24 protein-coding genes are annotated in these 14,128 nt (G+C 63.8%); 6 read left to right on the top strand and 18 right to left on the bottom strand.

Features of this window, described 5'->3' with window-relative positions; translation table 11 throughout:
* Nucleotides 1-47: 47 nt before the first annotated feature.
* The 5 genes from ACSQ3O_RS16305 to ACSQ3O_RS16285 all read left to right on the top strand — a co-directional run bounded on the left by ACSQ3O_RS16305 (nt 48) and on the right by ACSQ3O_RS16285 (nt 3,333).
* A complete protein-coding gene (locus ACSQ3O_RS16305; RefSeq protein ID WP_055398201.1) occupies nt 48-380 on the top strand; it encodes a YbaB/EbfC family nucleoid-associated protein in 333 nt (110 codons plus the stop codon).
* A gap of 248 nt (nt 381-628) precedes the next feature.
* Nucleotides 629-1,219, top strand: coding sequence for a recombination mediator RecR (gene recR, locus ACSQ3O_RS16300; protein WP_436139675.1), 591 nt, complete (start codon nt 629-631; stop codon nt 1,217-1,219).
* A gap of 95 nt (nt 1,220-1,314) precedes the next feature.
* On the top strand, nt 1,315-1,740 hold the full coding sequence (locus ACSQ3O_RS16295) for an MAPEG family protein (protein WP_137748282.1): 426 nt from the start codon (nt 1,315-1,317) through the stop codon (nt 1,738-1,740).
* Between the two features lie 180 nt (nt 1,741-1,920).
* Nucleotides 1,921-2,976, top strand: a complete 1,056-nt coding sequence (locus tag ACSQ3O_RS16290; RefSeq protein WP_436139674.1) for an ABC transporter substrate-binding protein — start codon at nt 1,921-1,923, stop codon at nt 2,974-2,976.
* Nucleotides 2,977-3,180: 204 nt separating this feature from the next.
* Nucleotides 3,181-3,333 (top strand): DUF3096 domain-containing protein, encoded by a 153-nt coding sequence (locus tag ACSQ3O_RS16285; protein WP_015013605.1) that lies wholly within the window; start codon nt 3,181-3,183, stop codon nt 3,331-3,333.
* A 51-nt stretch (nt 3,334-3,384) separates the two neighbouring features.
* On the opposite strand, the gene ACSQ3O_RS16280 is transcribed toward ACSQ3O_RS16285, so the two are convergent.
* From ACSQ3O_RS16280 to ACSQ3O_RS16250, 7 genes are all read right to left on the bottom strand, one after another.
* A complete protein-coding gene (locus ACSQ3O_RS16280; protein WP_436139673.1) occupies nt 3,385-4,896 on the bottom strand; it encodes a transglycosylase SLT domain-containing protein in 1,512 nt (503 codons plus the stop codon).
* Nucleotides 4,893-5,678, bottom strand: a complete 786-nt coding sequence (gloB, locus tag ACSQ3O_RS16275; protein WP_436139672.1) for a hydroxyacylglutathione hydrolase — start codon at nt 5,676-5,678, stop codon at nt 4,893-4,895. The genes ACSQ3O_RS16280 and gloB overlap by 4 nt, the downstream gene beginning before the upstream one ends.
* Before the next feature lie 84 nt (nt 5,679-5,762).
* Nucleotides 5,763-6,014 carry a pyocin activator PrtN family protein gene (locus ACSQ3O_RS16270; RefSeq protein ID WP_436139671.1) on the bottom strand — a complete coding sequence of 84 codons (252 nt, stop codon included), beginning with the start codon at nt 6,012-6,014 and terminating at the stop codon, nt 5,763-5,765.
* Nucleotides 6,011-6,334 carry a hypothetical protein gene (locus ACSQ3O_RS16265; RefSeq protein WP_436139670.1) on the bottom strand — a complete coding sequence of 108 codons (324 nt, stop codon included), beginning with the start codon at nt 6,332-6,334 and terminating at the stop codon, nt 6,011-6,013. The genes ACSQ3O_RS16270 and ACSQ3O_RS16265 overlap by 4 nt, the downstream gene beginning before the upstream one ends.
* 199 nt (nt 6,335-6,533) lie before the next feature.
* Nucleotides 6,534-7,562 carry a DNA cytosine methyltransferase gene (locus ACSQ3O_RS16260; protein WP_436139669.1) on the bottom strand — a complete coding sequence of 343 codons (1,029 nt, stop codon included), beginning with the start codon at nt 7,560-7,562 and terminating at the stop codon, nt 6,534-6,536.
* Nucleotides 7,563-7,620: 58 nt separating this feature from the next.
* On the bottom strand, nt 7,621-7,947 hold the full coding sequence (locus ACSQ3O_RS16255) for a hypothetical protein (RefSeq protein ID WP_436139668.1): 327 nt from the start codon (nt 7,945-7,947) through the stop codon (nt 7,621-7,623).
* Nucleotides 7,934-8,377 carry a hypothetical protein gene (locus tag ACSQ3O_RS16250; RefSeq protein ID WP_436139667.1) on the bottom strand — a complete coding sequence of 148 codons (444 nt, stop codon included), beginning with the start codon at nt 8,375-8,377 and terminating at the stop codon, nt 7,934-7,936. The genes ACSQ3O_RS16255 and ACSQ3O_RS16250 overlap by 14 nt, the downstream gene beginning before the upstream one ends.
* 87 nt (nt 8,378-8,464) lie before the next feature.
* On the opposite strand from ACSQ3O_RS16250, the gene ACSQ3O_RS16245 reads away from it, so the two are divergent.
* Nucleotides 8,465-9,276 (top strand): IS5 family transposase gene (locus ACSQ3O_RS16245; RefSeq protein WP_436139520.1). Its coding sequence is split into 2 segments (ribosomal slippage): nt 8,465-8,795 and nt 8,795-9,276, totalling 813 coding nucleotides; the frame shifts between segments, so codons are not numbered across the junction.
* On the opposite strand, the gene ACSQ3O_RS16240 is transcribed toward ACSQ3O_RS16245, so the two are convergent.
* The 11 genes from ACSQ3O_RS16240 to ACSQ3O_RS16190 all read right to left on the bottom strand — a co-directional run bounded on the left by ACSQ3O_RS16240 (nt 9,273) and on the right by ACSQ3O_RS16190 (nt 14,119).
* Nucleotides 9,273-9,467, bottom strand: coding sequence for a hypothetical protein (locus ACSQ3O_RS16240; RefSeq protein ID WP_436139666.1), 195 nt, complete (start codon nt 9,465-9,467; stop codon nt 9,273-9,275). The genes ACSQ3O_RS16245 and ACSQ3O_RS16240 overlap by 4 nt on opposite strands.
* Nucleotides 9,464-10,081, bottom strand: coding sequence for a hypothetical protein (locus tag ACSQ3O_RS16235; RefSeq protein WP_436139665.1), 618 nt, complete (start codon nt 10,079-10,081; stop codon nt 9,464-9,466). The genes ACSQ3O_RS16240 and ACSQ3O_RS16235 overlap by 4 nt, the downstream gene beginning before the upstream one ends.
* A 2-nt stretch (nt 10,082-10,083) precedes the next feature.
* Complete coding sequence (locus ACSQ3O_RS16230) at nt 10,084-10,419, bottom strand: hypothetical protein (RefSeq protein ID WP_436139664.1); 336 nt, start codon at nt 10,417-10,419, stop codon at nt 10,084-10,086.
* Nucleotides 10,416-10,877, bottom strand: a complete 462-nt coding sequence (locus ACSQ3O_RS16225) for a phage N-6-adenine-methyltransferase (RefSeq protein ID WP_252658389.1) — start codon at nt 10,875-10,877, stop codon at nt 10,416-10,418. The genes ACSQ3O_RS16230 and ACSQ3O_RS16225 overlap by 4 nt, the downstream gene beginning before the upstream one ends.
* 31 nt (nt 10,878-10,908) lie before the next feature.
* Complete coding sequence (locus ACSQ3O_RS16220; RefSeq protein ID WP_436139663.1) at nt 10,909-11,592, bottom strand: hypothetical protein; 684 nt, start codon at nt 11,590-11,592, stop codon at nt 10,909-10,911.
* Between the two features lie 694 nt (nt 11,593-12,286).
* A complete protein-coding gene (locus tag ACSQ3O_RS16215) occupies nt 12,287-12,820 on the bottom strand; it encodes a hypothetical protein (RefSeq protein WP_436139662.1) in 534 nt (177 codons plus the stop codon).
* Nucleotides 12,817-12,999: a hypothetical protein gene (locus ACSQ3O_RS16210; protein ID WP_436139661.1), complete on the bottom strand. Its 183-nt coding sequence runs from the start codon at nt 12,997-12,999 to the stop codon at nt 12,817-12,819. The genes ACSQ3O_RS16215 and ACSQ3O_RS16210 overlap by 4 nt, the downstream gene beginning before the upstream one ends.
* Before the next feature lie 5 nt (nt 13,000-13,004).
* The gene (locus tag ACSQ3O_RS16205) at nt 13,005-13,448 is read right to left on the bottom strand and encodes a hypothetical protein (protein WP_436139660.1); all 444 of its coding nucleotides are present in this window, start codon (nt 13,446-13,448) and stop codon (nt 13,005-13,007) included.
* 48 nt (nt 13,449-13,496) lie between these two features.
* Entirely contained in the window at nt 13,497-13,808 is a 312-nt protein-coding gene (locus ACSQ3O_RS16200) for a zinc finger domain-containing protein (protein WP_436139659.1), read from the bottom strand.
* A gap of 2 nt (nt 13,809-13,810) precedes the next feature.
* A complete protein-coding gene (locus tag ACSQ3O_RS16195; protein ID WP_436139658.1) occupies nt 13,811-13,948 on the bottom strand; it encodes a hypothetical protein in 138 nt (45 codons plus the stop codon).
* A 6-nt stretch (nt 13,949-13,954) separates the two neighbouring features.
* Nucleotides 13,955-14,119, bottom strand: a complete 165-nt coding sequence (locus ACSQ3O_RS16190) for a hypothetical protein (RefSeq protein WP_436139657.1) — start codon at nt 14,117-14,119, stop codon at nt 13,955-13,957.
* Nucleotides 14,120-14,128 lie beyond the last annotated feature (9 nt).

Here is a 14,128-nt window from a genome sequence, read left to right as displayed (position 1 = left end):
GACCACTATTCACTCATTTCAATAGAAACCGAAAAGGAAACCACACCATGTTCAACAAAGGACAACTCGCCGGCCTGATGAAGCAAGCCCAGGCCATGCAGGACAACCTCAAGAAGGCCCAGGACGAACTGGCCTTCATTGAAGTGGAAGGCGAATCGGGCGCGGGCCTGGTGAAGGTGGTCATGACCTGCAAGCACGACGTCAAGCGCATCACCATCGACCCCAGCCTGCTGGCCGAAGACAAGGACATGCTGGAAGACCTGGTGGCGGCAGCGTTCAATGCGGCGGTGCGCAAGGCGGAAGAGACTTCTTCGGAGAAGATGGGCAAGCTGACGCAAGGCATGCCAGGCCTCCCCGGCGGCATGAAATTCCCTTTCTGATGCTGGCTACCGAGCGGGCCATCTGCGTCGTTGGGCGGGGCTCGGAATCCTCACGTACTTCAAGTACGTTCCGGTTCCTGCGCTCCGTCCGCCTAGCAGCTGATCCCGCTCGCTACGCCCTTGAGGGTGGGGTGTGAAGGCAGGGGGCACATCCCCTTTGCTTTTCCTCGCATCCGTTCGAGTTGGCCCTGTTTGCGCCTCACTCATCCACGCCTTACCAACCCACGCGCCTTACCTCCAGCCTGTCCATGTCCACCACCAACTCCCTTGACGTTTTGATCCAGGCGCTGCGTCGGCTGCCGGGGGTGGGGGTGAAGTCTGCGCAGCGCATGGCGTTTCATCTGCTGCAGCATGATCGTGAAGGCGCCCTGGCGCTGTCGCGCGCCCTGGGGGAGGCGGTGGGCACTGTGCACCACTGCGCGCGTTGCCATACGTTCACCGAGGCCGAGGTGTGCAGCACCTGCCTGGACCCGGAGCGGGATGCCACGCGGCTGTGTGTGGTCGAAACGCCTGCGGACCAATCCGCGATGGAGCGCACCGGGGCTTTCAAGGGGCTGTACTTTGTGCTCATGGGGCGGCTCAGCCCGCTGGACGGGGTGGGGCCCAAGGAAATCGGTCTGCAGAAGCTCATGGAGCGGGCCACCAGCGGCGAGGTGCAGGAGGTGATCCTGGCCACCAATTTCAACGCCGAGGGCGAGGCCACGGCCCATGTGATCAGCGAGGCCCTCAAGAGCCGGGGCGTGCATGTGACGCGCCTCGCACGCGGGGTGCCCGTGGGCAGCGAACTGGAATATGTGGACCTGGGCACCATCGCGCATGCGCTGGTGGACCGCAGGTGACGGCACCGCCCCTGCGTGGCCGTTAAAATACTCACAATTTAATAGCTGCTCGGGCTTATCCATCAGGCGCTGGCGGCCAAAAAAGGTCGAAAACTATGAATACCACCATGCATGTTGCCCGGTTTACCGTGGCCTACTGGTGCGTGCTGATCGCCGCACTGCTGCCGATGGGTTGCGCCTGGCTGGCCAAGAGCGGCAACTTGGGCAAGTCGCGCAAGGACGGCGGCTTTGACAACCACGATCCGCGCGCCTGGATGGCCCGGCAGACCGACTGGCGCGCACGGGCCAATGCGGCCCAGGCCAACAGCTTCGAGGCGCTGCCGTTCTTTATCGGTGCGGTGATCATTGCGCACCTGCTCGGTGCCGGGCAGACGGTGCTCGACATGCTGGCGCTGCTGTTTGTTCTGCTGCGCATCTTCTACGTGATGATGTATGTCTCCGACATGCCCACGGCCCGCAGCGCTGTGTGGGCGGCGGGTTTCCTGGTCAACGTGGCGATTCTTTTCATCGGCTACCGTTAAAGGCATAGCCCCGGACGGGCTACTGCAGGCCGATGTCCCCGTGGGCGGAATCGCCTGCAGACTGTCCCTGCCACCTCACCTTGTGCTTACGTAGAAACCCGCAGGGAATCTCCCTGATGCGGTCTGCCCCCCTCTGGGGCACGATTGTTGCAATGCAACATTGTTTTGTTTCCTGACCCCATGCCCCTGCCTTTGCTCAACCGCCGTGCCTTTGGCACCGTGTCCGCCCTGTCGGCGGCTGCGGTGTGTGCGCCTGCGCTCGTGCGGGCGCAAACCGATGGGGCCATGCTGGGGCGTGTGACCGTGGCGGTGGGCGGGCAGGGGGTGCTTTACCACCTGCCGCTCGCGCTGGCGGATGCCCTGGGTTATTTCCGGGCTGAAGGCCTGGAGGTGGTGGTGCGTGACTTTGCTGCGGGTGCGTTGGCGCAGCAGGCCGTGCAGGAGGGGACGGCCGATGTCTGCTCGGGCGCGTTTGAACATGTGCTGCGCGCGCAGGTGCGGGGCCAGGCCTACCGCTCGCTTGTGCTGCAAGGGCGGGCGCCTCAGCTGGCGCTGGGGGTGTCGTTGCGCTCGCTTCCAGCCTACAAGGACCTGGGCGATCTGGCGGGGCGGCGCGTTGGTGTCTCATCCGTCGGCTCTTCCACCCACCTGGCGGCCAGTCTGATGCTGGTGCGCGCGGGGGTGTCGCCCCGCGATGTGGCGTTTGTGGGGGTGGGCTCGGGCACCAACGCGATGAACGCGCTGCGCTCGGGCCAGGTGCATGCCCTGTGCCATGCCGACCCGATCATGACGCTGCTGGAGCAGAAGGCCGATACGCGCATCGTGGGCGACCTGCGTTCGCTCAAGGCGGCTCAGGAAGTGGTGGGCAGTGGCACCTGGCCCGCTGGCAGCCTGTATGCACCGCAGGCCTTTGTGCAGAAACAGCAGGCCCAGGCCCAGGCGCTGGTCAATGGTGTTGTGCATGCACTCAAGTGGCTGCAGACCGCCGGACCGGCCGACCTCGTCAAGGCCGTGCCTGCTGCGTACTTGATGGGCGACCGGGGCCTGTATCTGGCGGCCTTTGGCCGTGTGCGCGAGACCTTTTCGCCCAATGGCCTGATGCCGGACGACGGCCCGGCCACGGCGCTGCGGGTGCTGGCCCGGGTGCAGCCAGAATTGGCAGAAACCAAGGTGGAGTTGGCGCGCACCTTTACCAACGACCTAGTGCGCAAGGCGCGCCAGAAGTACAGCGTCTGACCCTGGGGCTTGCGCTCTGCATCACTGTGGCATGGTGCGTGGCGTGGGGGCTTTTATCGGGAGCGCCGGCCTGGCGCAGGGGCTGGTTTGGACTACAGTGCGGGGCGCGCCTGCCTTTCGCGCAGGCCTTCTGCCCAATGTGCCGGGGCGCATCCGCAGGCTGCGGCCCCTTACTCCGTGTTTGATTTTTCCAAGGACTTTCCCATGTCGCTGAGCCTCAGCATCGGCCCGCTTGTTTCCCTGATTGCAGGCATCCTCATTCTGGTGATGCCGCGTCTGCTCAGCACCATCGTGGCGCTGTACCTCATCATCATGGGCATCCTGGGGTTGCTGGGGATGCACACGCTCCGGTTCTGATCTTCATCCGCCAGGGGCGGCGGCCCGTGCCGTCCGGGGCCGCCTGAGGCCTCAGCGGCGCTTGACCTTGGAGGGCGTGCCACCCTTGCGGGCCGGGGGGGCGGCCGCGCGCTTGTTGCCGCTGCCTGCCCGGGCATTGGCCTGGGCCTGCCGCACGGGCAGGTACACCACCACCTGCTGCCCCACCTTGAAGACGGCGTTGGCGCGCACGTCGTTCCAGTCGGCCACGCTGGCAGCCGTGAGCTTGTAGCGCCGCGCAATGCTGGCCACGGTCTCGCCCTTGCCTGCGCGTACGGTGGTGCGGCGGGTGACGATCTCGGGGGCCAGTGCCACCTGTCCGTTGTCGGCCAAGTGAGAGGACACATCCTGGCGCGTGGTGGCGGAGCGGGGCACCATCAGGGCCGAGCCCGCCTTGATCAGCATGCGGGGCGGGATGTTGTTCATGCTGCGCAGATCGGCTTCGCTCATGCCTGCGCGCTGCGCGGCCTCGGCCACGCTCATGGTGCTGGGCACAGACCACACGGTCCAGCTGGCGTACTGGCCCTCGCGGCGGGCCTCCAGGTTGCGCAGGAAGACTTTGGCGTTGTCCCAGGGCAGCAGGATCTGGGGCGTTCCGGCAGCCAAAATCACGGGGCGCTTGTAGGAAGGGTTCAGCGCGCGGAAGTCTTCTTCGCGGATGCCTGCGAGCTGGGCCACCAGGGCCACGTCGATGTCGTGTGTGATGTCCACCGTCTGGAAGTACGGGTGGTTCTCGATGAGCGGCAGCTCGGTGCGGAAGGCATCGGGGTTGGCCACGATGTTCTTCACGGCCTGCAGCTTGGGCACATACATGCGGGTCTCGGCCGGCATGTTGAGGTCGGTGTAGCTGGTGCCCAGGCCCTGCTTCTGGTTGCGCGCGATGGCCCGGCCCACACTGCCTTCGCCCCAGTTGTAGGCGGCCAGGGCCAGGTGCCAGTCCCCGAACATGCCGTACAGCTTTTGCAGGTAGTCGAGCGCGGCACGTGTGGAGGCCAGCACATCGCGGCGGTCGTCGCGGAAAGCGTTTTGCTTGAGGTCGAAATAGTTGCCCGTGGCAGGCATGAACTGCCACATGCCAGCGGCCTTGGCGCTGGACACGGCCTGGGGGTTGAAAGCGCTCTCGATGTAGGGCAGCAGGGCCAGCTCGGTGGGCATGCCGCGCCGCTCCAGCTCTTCAACAATGTGGAACAGGTATTTGCTGGATCGCTCGGTCATGCGCTGCATGTAGTCGGGGCGCGTGGCGTACCACTGCTCGCGGTCCTGCACAAGTTCGTGCTGCAGGTCGGGCATGGCAAAGCCACGCCGGATGCGGTCCCACAGGTCGGCCGGGGCCGACAGCGAGGCCACTTCGCCACTGCTGGCCTGGGCGGCGGTGATGGGCTTGAGCGGCCCATTGGGGATGAGGGGGGTGTGGGTGGAAGAGGTGGCAGTGCCGGGGGATGGTTTGCCGCCTGGGGCCGCCTGGTCGGTGGACGTGGGCCCGGTGGTGGCGCAGCCTGTGAGCCAGAGCAGGCCCGCCAGGCAAGCGATGTGCAGAATTTTCATCGGAATTCGTTCTTCCATTGACGCAGCGCGGCCAGCACCGCCACGGCGTCGTCTTCGGGCACCTGTGCGTCGTGGCCCCGGGCGGCCTGGGCCACCGCAGGTTGCCTGACGCGCAGGAAAGGGTTGATGTCTCGCTCCAGGTCCATGCGGGACGGCAGCGTGGGTTGCTGCTGCGCCCGCAGGGCCTCGCATTGGCTGCTGTAGTGGAGCAAGGCGGCGTTGCCAGGTTCCACGGCACGCGCAAATTTCAGGTTGGAGAGGGTGTACTCGTGGGTGCAGCACACGCGGGTGTTGCCGGGCAGGGCGGCCAGCTGGTCCAGCGAGTCCAGCATCTGCGCGGGTGTGCCTTCAAACAGGCGGCCGCAGCCGCCCGAGAACAGGGTGTCGCCGCAGAACAGCAACGGTTCGCCGTCCATGTCTGCACAGTAATAAGCGATGTGGCCCGCCGTGTGGCCGGGCACATCAATCACCGTGAAGCGCAGGCCCAGCACATCGGCCCCGTCCATCACATCGCCCTGCGCCAGGCGCACCAGGGGCTCGGGAATGCGCTCGCGCGCCGGGCCAAAGACCCGGGCGCCGGTGGCCTCGCGCAAGGCATCTACCCCGCCGACATGATCGGCATGGTGGTGCGTGACTAGAATGGCCTGCAAACCCAGGCCGAGGTCGTCCAGGGCCTGCGCCACGGGTGCGGCATCGCCCGGGTCCACAACGATCGCCTGGCGGCCGTCGTGCAGCATCCAGATGTAGTTGTCGGTAAAGGCGGGCAGCGGCAGCAAGTTCATGAGCGATCAAATTATAGGTTCGACCTATCTCCCTCTGTAGCGAGGCATCTGTCACACCGATTGGCACACCGGTGTGACAGAAAATCAAACGGCCTGCATCTTACGATGCTGCGCCTTGGCATTTGCAGACCGCTCACGCACCCATTTCTCCAGATCGTCTTTGAGAACGTACATCGGGCCCTTGCGGGTGCCGCCGATGCGGAATGCCGGGACTGGCAGGGTGTTGGTGGCTGCCTTGCGCTGGGCAATGCGCGGGCTGATGTTGAACACCGGCTTGGCTACATCGGCCAGCGGCAGCATGTTTTCGCCCAGGATGTGGTTCGTTGCTTCGGTCATGGTGTGGTTCTCCCGTACTTCTCAGCCAGGCCAGACCCGGCGATTGCATAGTTCCGCCCGCCCAGGTGGGTGAGCGAGGCTTCAGGTTCGGGTTTCCAGGCGCACAGGCCATCGGGCCCAATGACGGCGCCTTGTTGAGCCCAGAGGGTCACGGCCTCCCAGAAGGGCGAGCGCTCCCCGGGCTGCTTCTCGGCCTGCTCGCCGTCGTCGTCCTGCACGGCTGGCCCGCAGTAGGGGTGCATTTCAAAGCGCCACACCTTGCCCGTGGCGTCCTTGATCTGGCGGTCGGGGCCGCCGTAGCTGATGTGGATGGTCTTCACGGTTTCTTTCCTCGCTGGCGCTTGCGCAGCCAGGTGAAGTGCGGCGGATCTCCCGCCTGTTGATATGTGCCCCACAGCTCCAGCCCTGCTGGGCACCGCTCCCTTGAACCAGGGGCAGTGCCGGCGGCGCGGCAGGTGGGGCAGTTGGCGTGGTGGAGCTGGTAGGCCTTGTCTGCGGCGTACCAGTCGGGTGGGGTGGTCACTGCTGGCTGTCCATCACGGCTTCGATGAAGACTTGCGCGGCTTTCGCGTTGATGGCGTTGCCGTAGGCGCGAAGGCGTCCCACTCGGGCGGGAGCCCCATCAACCAGCGGGAATGAGCCGGGTTCAACTGGCCGCCAGCGGCCATCCCGGCAGAAGAGCCAGTCAGCATTTCGCCAGTAGCCGTTAGTCGGGCCGGTTGGTCCGGGTGCGGCTTGCATGGCTCCATGGCTGCACGCCATTGCCCGCTGATCTGCCCGTGCGCTGCAGGAGAGGTGCTGCCCACCAGTGGCGTCGGCCATCCCGCCATCGCCACCTGATGCGTCAGCATCGAGGGGAATGTGTTGCCCGTCTTGTCCTGCGACCTGGCTAGATACTGGTCGCCCGTCCCGCCCGGCTCCGATGCTGTCGGCGTTCCCCAGCCAGCTAGGTACACTGCCACGTCCGCCAGGCCGATTTGCGGGTCGGTTGGCTTTCGATTCCCAATGATTGGCGGCTGTGGCTTGTGGTCCACGATAGTGCTGCTGGGCGTCGGCCACCCAGTAGAGCCGGTCTCTGATGTGCGGCGCACCGATGCCCGCAGACGGGAACGGGACCGCCCCGAAGGCGTAACCCAAGGCTTCCAGGTCATCGCATACAAGGTCGATCCAAGGGTCAGCGTCCTTGCTCGCAACCTGTTCTCCAAGGACGATTGCAGGTCCGCACTCTTTGATGAGGTGGTGGAAATGGGGCCAGAGGTGCCGCTGGTCATCAAACCCAGCTCCTTGGCCTGCCGCGCTGAAAGGTTGGCACGGACAGGAACCAGTCCAAACAGGTCGGTCGTCGCTCCATCCGGCAGACCGGAGGGCATGGGACCAAACGCCAATGCCTGCGAAGAAATGGCATTGAGTGAATCCGCGTAAGTCGCTGGGGTAGACATCCTCGATGCTCCTTTCGTCCACGATGCCAGGCGCGATGTGCCCGGCGTTGATGAGGTTGCGCAGCCACTGGGCAGCGAACGGGTCGATCTCGTTGTAGTAAGCGGTCATGGCTCCAGAAATAAGAAACCCCGCATGAGCGGGGCTGTTGATGGGGTGGGAGTGCCTGTCAGGCAGTTGGTGGCGGTGGCGCGATGCGGGAGCGGGCAATCGCAGTACGGAGAAAAACAAGCGCCTCCTCCTGCCGTTTGATTTCGGCCTGCAACGCTGCGCGCCCTTCCTGCACCGCGTCGAAGATCCGTCCAGCCACGGCCATTGGCGGTCCGTCGATGGTCAGGCACGGGTGCAGGCCGGCCAGGAAGTCCAGGGCCTGGACATGCTCCGCCAGCAGTGCCTCACGTTCCTTGCCGCGCGTCGATCCCTGCCAGCTGCACGGCTCGTCGCACATGGACTGGCAGGGCTCGCCACCGACCGGGCAGTGATCAGGATGGGCCATGCTGGCCTCCTTTGATGCCGTGCATAAATTCCACCTCGCGCACCAACCACTGAATGACCGGCACCTCAACGTTAGTTAGCCCGTCCCGGCAGGAAAGAGCGCCTATCTGCTCCTCCGTCAGCGGCACCGCACCGGCCTGCGCCTGGGTGGGCTGCGGGGTGGATGCAAAGTCCAGTTCTTTGACGCGACGGGACAGCCAGCGGTCTTGTTCCAGGGTCAAGCCTGGGCAGTCGTCAATCAGGTCCAGAACCGCACTGCGCCAAGGCGCCACTGCTGGCGGCGTGCCCCACTTGGCAAGCACTGCGCGGGCGAATTTGACCAGCTCAGGCCGAATATCTGCCCGGCTTTCAAAGGCGCACTGGCCGCCCTCTACAACCAGCAGGTTTGCAGCGATCAGAGCTTCCAGCTCCGCATCTGTCGGCTCAGTCATGGTTTGCTCCTTGCTTGCGGGCTGCTGCTTTAGAGCGGCTAACAAAAGCCTGTCATCGCCCAATGCCCGATGTGCGTTTGATACGGCATGGGAAAAAACAGGAACAAAGAAATCAGCGCGGCGCTGTACAAAAGGCTTGAGCCGTTGCTGCCGACCGCGAAACCCTCGCCCAAGGGCGGCAGGCCGCGACTGAGTGATGAGCTGGCCTTGAATGGCATCCTGTTCGTGCTGCGCACGGGCACGCCTTGGGAGCACCTGCCCCAGGAACTGGGCTTTGGCAGTGGCATGACCTGCTGGAGACGACTGCGTGACTGGCAGGCCGCCGGTGTGTGGCACCGTCTGCATCTGGCGTTACTGGACGAACTGCGCAGTGCAGACAAACTTGACTTCAGCCGCGCCAGCGTGGATGGGGCCAGCGTGCCCAGCCCCCGGGGGGCCCGTACACGGGCCCCAACCCCACGGACCGGGGCAAACTCGGCAGCAAGCGCCACATCATCACGGACCGCCAGGGCATCCCGCTGATCTTTTGCGTCACCGGAGCCAACCGCCATGACTCGGTGGTGTTCGATGAGCTGGTTGACGCATTGCCAGCGGTGGGCGGCAAGCGCGGCAGGCGCCGCCGCTGGCCCGAGAAGCTGCATGCGGACAAAGGCTATGACTACCCTCGGTGCCGTGCCCACCTCAAGCGCCGAGGCATCCAGGATCGCATCGCCCGCAAAGGCATCGAGCGCAATGACCGGCTCGGGCGCCATCGGTGGGTTGTCGAGCGCACCCATGCCTGGCTCGCTGCCTTTGGCAAGCTGCGCACCCGCTTCGAGCGCCGCATCGACGTTCATGTGGCCCTGCTTTCCCTAGCTTGCTGCATCATCTGCATTCGCAATCTTCTTCCGTTTTGTTAGCCGCTCTTAGTCAGTCCGCGCCAGTGTTTAACGACCATCGGACACGGAACCAGAAAGCCTTTGCCGTCCCACTCCAGCGTCCAAAGGAAGTTAGGCGCGCTGCTGGTGAGCATCACAAGACACTCGTATTGGCCGTTGCGCACTGGATGAACGTGGCGCGGGAACCATCGCGTTTTTCCTTTGGCGCTCATGTCGCACCTCCTTGCTTGCGGGCTGCGTCCCAGCCACGCTCATAGCCAGCCTTGAACACCCTGCGACGGTCGCTGCAGTCGATCTGTGGGCGTACCTCGAAGTAGCTTTCGCTCGCCGCGCTTTCGTAGGCTTCCAAAATCGCGCGTTGCTGCTCACTGGATAGCGCCGCATCCTCCAGCACGCTGTCTGCCGCCTGGGCGGGTGGGGTGGAGTCAATGACATGATTGATCGCTTTGACCAGTTGGCGGTCCTGTCCGATGTTTTCAGTACCCATGATCGAGCGCGCTGTTTGGAATATGGGGTCGGCAATGGCTTGTTCATACGTGCTCCATCTGCGCGCCGCTGCCACTGGCTGGCTGTCCTCCAGAAACCGAGTGGAATGCAGCTTTCCGCATTTGTTGCAAACACTCTCGCACTGGGCCAAGTAATTGCACCCCGGGCGCGGGATGCCTGGGCACGAAGGCTGCACCACCACCCCACTCGCTGGTGCCGTCACGCTGTCTGCAGGGGCACGGGCAGAGAGCCAGAAATGCGCTAACTGGCGCACCTCGTTATCGGTGTAGCCTTGTCCGTCAAGGATGCCCTGAGCTACCGTTTGTGTAATTTGTGCCATGGTCAACCTTCACGCACTCGCTGGGGTGCAAACGATTGGTTTTGTGGGAGCTTTGCTTGCAGGCGCTCGATGTGGCGTGCCTGAGCGGCGATCAGTTCGGCATCCGTGGTGACGCCGTAGAACTTGAGCAGTTGCGGGTCTGCCGCAGCCGATGGGGCGGGCTGCTGTGCCTCTACCAGGGCGGCCAGGCGCTCGTTCTCGGCGTGGAGGCGGCGGAGTTCGGCGGCAACTTCATCAACGCCCTGCTCATAAAACCAGTCTGGGCAGTAATCGCCCTCCAGAATTTCAGCCAGTCGTAGCGCCTCGGGCACTTGCCCGGGTGGGGTGGGGTTTGTCATGATGGGTCTTTCGAATTGACGACATGCCCAAGCCCAGAAGCCCGCAGCACATCAGCGTTTTGTTTTCCGTAGGCGATCAAACAGATGGGCGCGCCACTGTTGAATGCAGCCCGCTCGCCCGATGGGTGGTGAAAGTGAGGACGACCCCTGATGAACAGGACAGCATCCGAAACGCCCCACACACAGGCGTAGAACATGGCGGTTTCTGTCCTGGCCGGGACCAGGGCGATGCCGTTGCCGTGCTGCGCCATGCGGTTGAGCCACTTCACGGCCTCGCGGCCAAAAGGAGGGTTGCACCAAACGCGGCCCTGCCACGGCTTGCTCAGGCCATCGTCGTTCACGTTCAGATGCTTCGCCGCCGTGTCCCAAGGGCGCATGATTGGTGCGCATGGGTCCAGGTCGAACGGGCCCAGTGGGCGCAGGATCTCCGGTGGGGTCAGCCATTCGTCGTGCTTCATGGCGGCTGATTGATGACCTGACAACCCCATATCACTCCCCCTTTCCGCTACCAGCGGAAGTGGTGGGTGGGAGAGGAGCCCATGCGCGCGGCGTTGCTGTCACGCGCCAGTGGTTGTCCTCGCATTCGTTCCACTCGTACCATCCCTCGGGGGCGTAGTACATGTCATCCGCCTCCACGTACTCTCCCCAGTCGGTGTCATCGTCAGCCGCTTGCACGGTGTGTTTCGCAGCCCACATCGCGCGGATCGGGTACTTCTTGCCAATGTCCAGCAGCACGGGCGTGCCGGGCTCTGGCAGCGTGCCGGGCAGGGCGATCCACCCTCCCACCATTCCCTCTGGGGGAGAGGGGTGGGTGACCAAAGCCCCGGACAATATTCCCGCGATCTGTTCAGCCAGCACCATGCGCGCAGCGTTGTGCGTGTATCTCCAGTCGTAGTTGATGTGGACATAAACGAATTCGCCGCCGAGTCGAATGTCGGCACCGCCAAACAGGTCGTAGCCAATCTCTACACCAGGGGCGAAGGACTTGAACGGAGTTGGTGGAAGCTGAAACTCCACCAGCTCACTCCCCGCACTTGCTGCGAGAGAGGCGCGGCCAGCTTGGAATGCGGCGTGCCAGGCGCCACCTACGTCTGGAACGATGTCATGTGCGTCGCAGTCCTTGAGATACGCAACCAGCGCCTCGCGCTCCTTGCTGTCTGTTTTATCGGTCATGGGTAATCCTCTCTGAATGGGTTGCGCGAACTCTGGATGCAATGGAAATCAGTACCTCGCGGAACTCGTCCGGGGTGGCGTTGCGAATGCGTGTCTTGTCCTTGCCGCCGACCATGGCCATCATTCCGATGCGCCTAGCCTTCTCGTATCCGTGCAACTCCAGGGCGCGCGGGTGAATTCGCTGCTTTGTCTTGCCCCATCGCAGTTCTGGCGGGCATTTCACCCTTGCTGCCAGAAGCCATGTGGCTTTGCCAGCCAAGTGCCCGTAGTGCCCTTGGTAAACGCAGCATGTCCACACCCCTTGCGCCACTGGAATCCACCCCCCAGAACGCGGTGGCTTGGGAATCCCATGGGCCTCCCAGGCGTGTGAGTCGCAAGGGTGCTCAAGTACGCCACCGAACCGTAGGACGGCATCCAGCGCCGCCTTAAAGCACCCGCCATCGTCGCCAAGCTTGAACTGGTGGGGTTTGCGTGTGCTGCCGTGCCAGAACCTTCCCCATCGTTGGCATGGTGGGTGCGCCACAACCGGATGCGGTCCGGCGTATTTCCTAGCGTCTCGCTTTTCATCCCACGGATCAACGCCAGGCAGGCCAAAGTAAGCGCCGTCAGTTTCTACGTATAGGGCTGCAATCAATTTGTGGCTCCAGAAACAGAAAGACCCGCTATTGCGGGCCTGTGTGTGGGGTGGGGACCTCTAAGCCAGCTGCTCGACGGTCTGTATGTTTTTCAGGTTGATGACTTCGCCACCGTCGCTTTTCACGCGCGCCGTGGCCAGGCGGTATGCCTCCTGGTGCTCCCCGTAGGAAATTTGGCGAAGCTGGAAGTCATGGGCAACCACCAACATGCGTATGGCCTCCAGTTCCGAGGCGCGCAGCGCGCCGGGCTTCCAGCCCTTTGGGCTGTCCTGGCGTGTGCCTATTTCCTCCAGCGCATGGAGCGCAGCCTTGAGGTCGCTGCGAAAGCCCTTCACTACGCCGCCGTCCTCGATGGCCATGCCTACATTCACCAGCGTGCACAGGCGCAGCCAGTCTTTGAAGCTGCCCTTCCCAAAGCGAAACGCCTCTACCGCCCTGCGGCTAGGCACGATGTAGTGCTCGATTTCTGGGGTGGTGAGCTTTGTTGCGTTGCGGATTGCCACATTCACCGGAGACTCCGGCAAGTCTGTGACGAACTTCATCCACTCGGGTTGCTTGCCCTTCGCGGCAAGGCGTCGCAGCTGTCGGTTCACTGCCGCCCCCGATACTGCAATTCCTTGCCTTCATACCGCCCGCCCATGGTGCTGGTCAGGTGCGGGATGGTCTGGTGGTCTTTCAGGGTGATGCGCTCGGCTGCGCGCTGGGCTTCCCATTTCGTGAGGGGCACGGGGTTGGATAGGGCGAAGCCTGCGGGTTTGGTGGGTTTGGTCATGGTGTTCAGTGATTGATGTTTTGCGCGATGGCCTCTGCCCAGGGCGTCCCGGACTCCACCAGCTCGGCCACGCGCCAGCGGCCCAATGCGGTCATGGTCGGGTGGGTGTGCAGGCAGCAGTCGGCGGCGACTTCGAATGAATCTGCCTCCCTCATGCAGATGGGGCATTGCATGGGTTGGTAGGTGATGGCTGGCGACACCAGTTCCGGGCAGCAGTTCTCCGCCTCGTCTTCGTCGTAGTGCACCTCCTGGCAACTGTCGCATCTCCACTTCTGCGAAGGTGGGCAGCACTCCACTGCGGAAGACTCGAAGTCGTGCGTGGCGTAGCATCTTGGGCACTCGTACACCATTGAAACGCCGCCATTGCCTTCGGATGATGGAGGCCGCAGGTTGTTTGGCCCCACGGCATTCAAAGCCACAAGGCGCGTGAAGAAGTCGGCTGATGCCATGGGGGACTCCATGAAAAAGCCACCTCGGCGGGTGGCTTGGGGGGTTGGTCAATTCGTCGCTTCCATCCACTCATCCGGGACGGGCGGCGGCATTTGAATCTGGTGCAGTACGTCGTCCGTGCGTTGGCCCCAGTGCTTTCTGGCGTCCACACGGCGTACAACATGGGTTGTCCCTGCATAGCCGTCGCCGCTTCCACTTCGGCAGGGCTCACCCACCATAGAGCGGCACTGCCTGCAGGCCACGAATGCCACGCTGCGGTCTGTCCGCAGGTATCGCCCGCGCTCGTCGGGCACGGCCACAAAGATGAAACCGGCCTGCCGGTCCTCCCAGGCCACAAGGCTCACGCGGGGCGAAATCATGCTCAGGCTGCGGCCTTGGCTTCCTCGCCCTCCGCCTTCGGCGCCGGGTACTTCTTGAACGGCAGTGGCTTGATGTGCTGGCCGAAGAACGTACCGATGGACTCGGCGCCCACGAACTTGGCGTGCAGCTCCGCAGACACGTTGGGTTAGTGGTAGACGTGGCCTGGTCCGCGCGTGAAGGTCACGGCCAGGGTGTTGGTGGCCGGGTCGTGACCGATGGCCGCCACCTGGTTGCTGGTGACGGGCGCCATGGGGATGGGCGTGTACTTCTCGTCGGAGAAAGCGGCGGGGGCGATGCGTTTGATGTTCACGGGGATCTC

This window comes from Acidovorax sp. LjRoot74, assembly GCF_964254355.1.
Classification (GTDB): domain Bacteria; phylum Pseudomonadota; class Gammaproteobacteria; order Burkholderiales; family Burkholderiaceae_C; genus Acidovorax.
The sequence above is the reverse complement of the archived record's forward strand: the minus strand, read 5'-3'. Positions and strand labels throughout refer to the sequence as shown.

Bases quoted from the DNA above. Each gene is read 5' to 3' on its own strand.
- ACSQ3O_RS16240 (WP_436139666.1), bottom strand. From the start codon at position 9,467: ATGAGCGCCAAAGGAAAAACGCGATGGTTCCCGCGCCACGTTCATCCA.
- ACSQ3O_RS16235 (WP_436139665.1), bottom strand. From the start codon at position 10,081: ATGGCACAAATTACACAAACGGTAGCTCAGGGCATCCTTGACGGACAA.
- ACSQ3O_RS16255 (WP_436139668.1), bottom strand. From the start codon at position 7,947: ATGGCCCATCCTGATCACTGCCCGGTCGGTGGCGAGCCCTGCCAGTCC.
- ACSQ3O_RS16270 (WP_436139671.1), bottom strand. From the start codon at position 6,014: ATGACCGAAGCAACGAACCACATCCTGGGCGAAAACATGCTGCCGCTG.
- ACSQ3O_RS16200 (WP_436139659.1), bottom strand. From the start codon at position 13,808: ATGATTTCGCCCCGCGTGAGCCTTGTGGCCTGGGAGGACCGGCAGGCC.
- gloB (WP_436139672.1), bottom strand. From the start codon at position 5,678: ATGAACTTGCTGCCGCTGCCCGCCTTTACCGACAACTACATCTGGATG.
- ACSQ3O_RS16305 (WP_055398201.1), top strand. From the start codon at position 48: ATGTTCAACAAAGGACAACTCGCCGGCCTGATGAAGCAAGCCCAGGCC.
- ACSQ3O_RS16205 (WP_436139660.1), bottom strand. From the start codon at position 13,448: ATGGCATCAGCCGACTTCTTCACGCGCCTTGTGGCTTTGAATGCCGTG.
- ACSQ3O_RS16230 (WP_436139664.1), bottom strand. From the start codon at position 10,419: ATGACAAACCCCACCCCACCCGGGCAAGTGCCCGAGGCGCTACGACTG.
- ACSQ3O_RS16290 (WP_436139674.1), top strand. From the start codon at position 1,921: ATGCCCCTGCCTTTGCTCAACCGCCGTGCCTTTGGCACCGTGTCCGCC.
- ACSQ3O_RS16285 (WP_015013605.1), top strand. From the start codon at position 3,181: ATGTCGCTGAGCCTCAGCATCGGCCCGCTTGTTTCCCTGATTGCAGGC.
- ACSQ3O_RS16210 (WP_436139661.1), bottom strand. From the start codon at position 12,999: ATGACCAAACCCACCAAACCCGCAGGCTTCGCCCTATCCAACCCCGTG.
- recR (WP_436139675.1), top strand. From the start codon at position 629: ATGTCCACCACCAACTCCCTTGACGTTTTGATCCAGGCGCTGCGTCGG.
- ACSQ3O_RS16295 (WP_137748282.1), top strand. From the start codon at position 1,315: ATGAATACCACCATGCATGTTGCCCGGTTTACCGTGGCCTACTGGTGC.
- ACSQ3O_RS16280 (WP_436139673.1), bottom strand. From the start codon at position 4,896: ATGAAAATTCTGCACATCGCTTGCCTGGCGGGCCTGCTCTGGCTCACA.
- ACSQ3O_RS16250 (WP_436139667.1), bottom strand. From the start codon at position 8,377: ATGACTGAGCCGACAGATGCGGAGCTGGAAGCTCTGATCGCTGCAAAC.
- ACSQ3O_RS16225 (WP_252658389.1), bottom strand. From the start codon at position 10,877: ATGAAGCACGACGAATGGCTGACCCCACCGGAGATCCTGCGCCCACTG.
- ACSQ3O_RS16220 (WP_436139663.1), bottom strand. From the start codon at position 11,592: ATGACCGATAAAACAGACAGCAAGGAGCGCGAGGCGCTGGTTGCGTAT.
- ACSQ3O_RS16260 (WP_436139669.1), bottom strand. From the start codon at position 7,562: ATGACCGCTTACTACAACGAGATCGACCCGTTCGCTGCCCAGTGGCTG.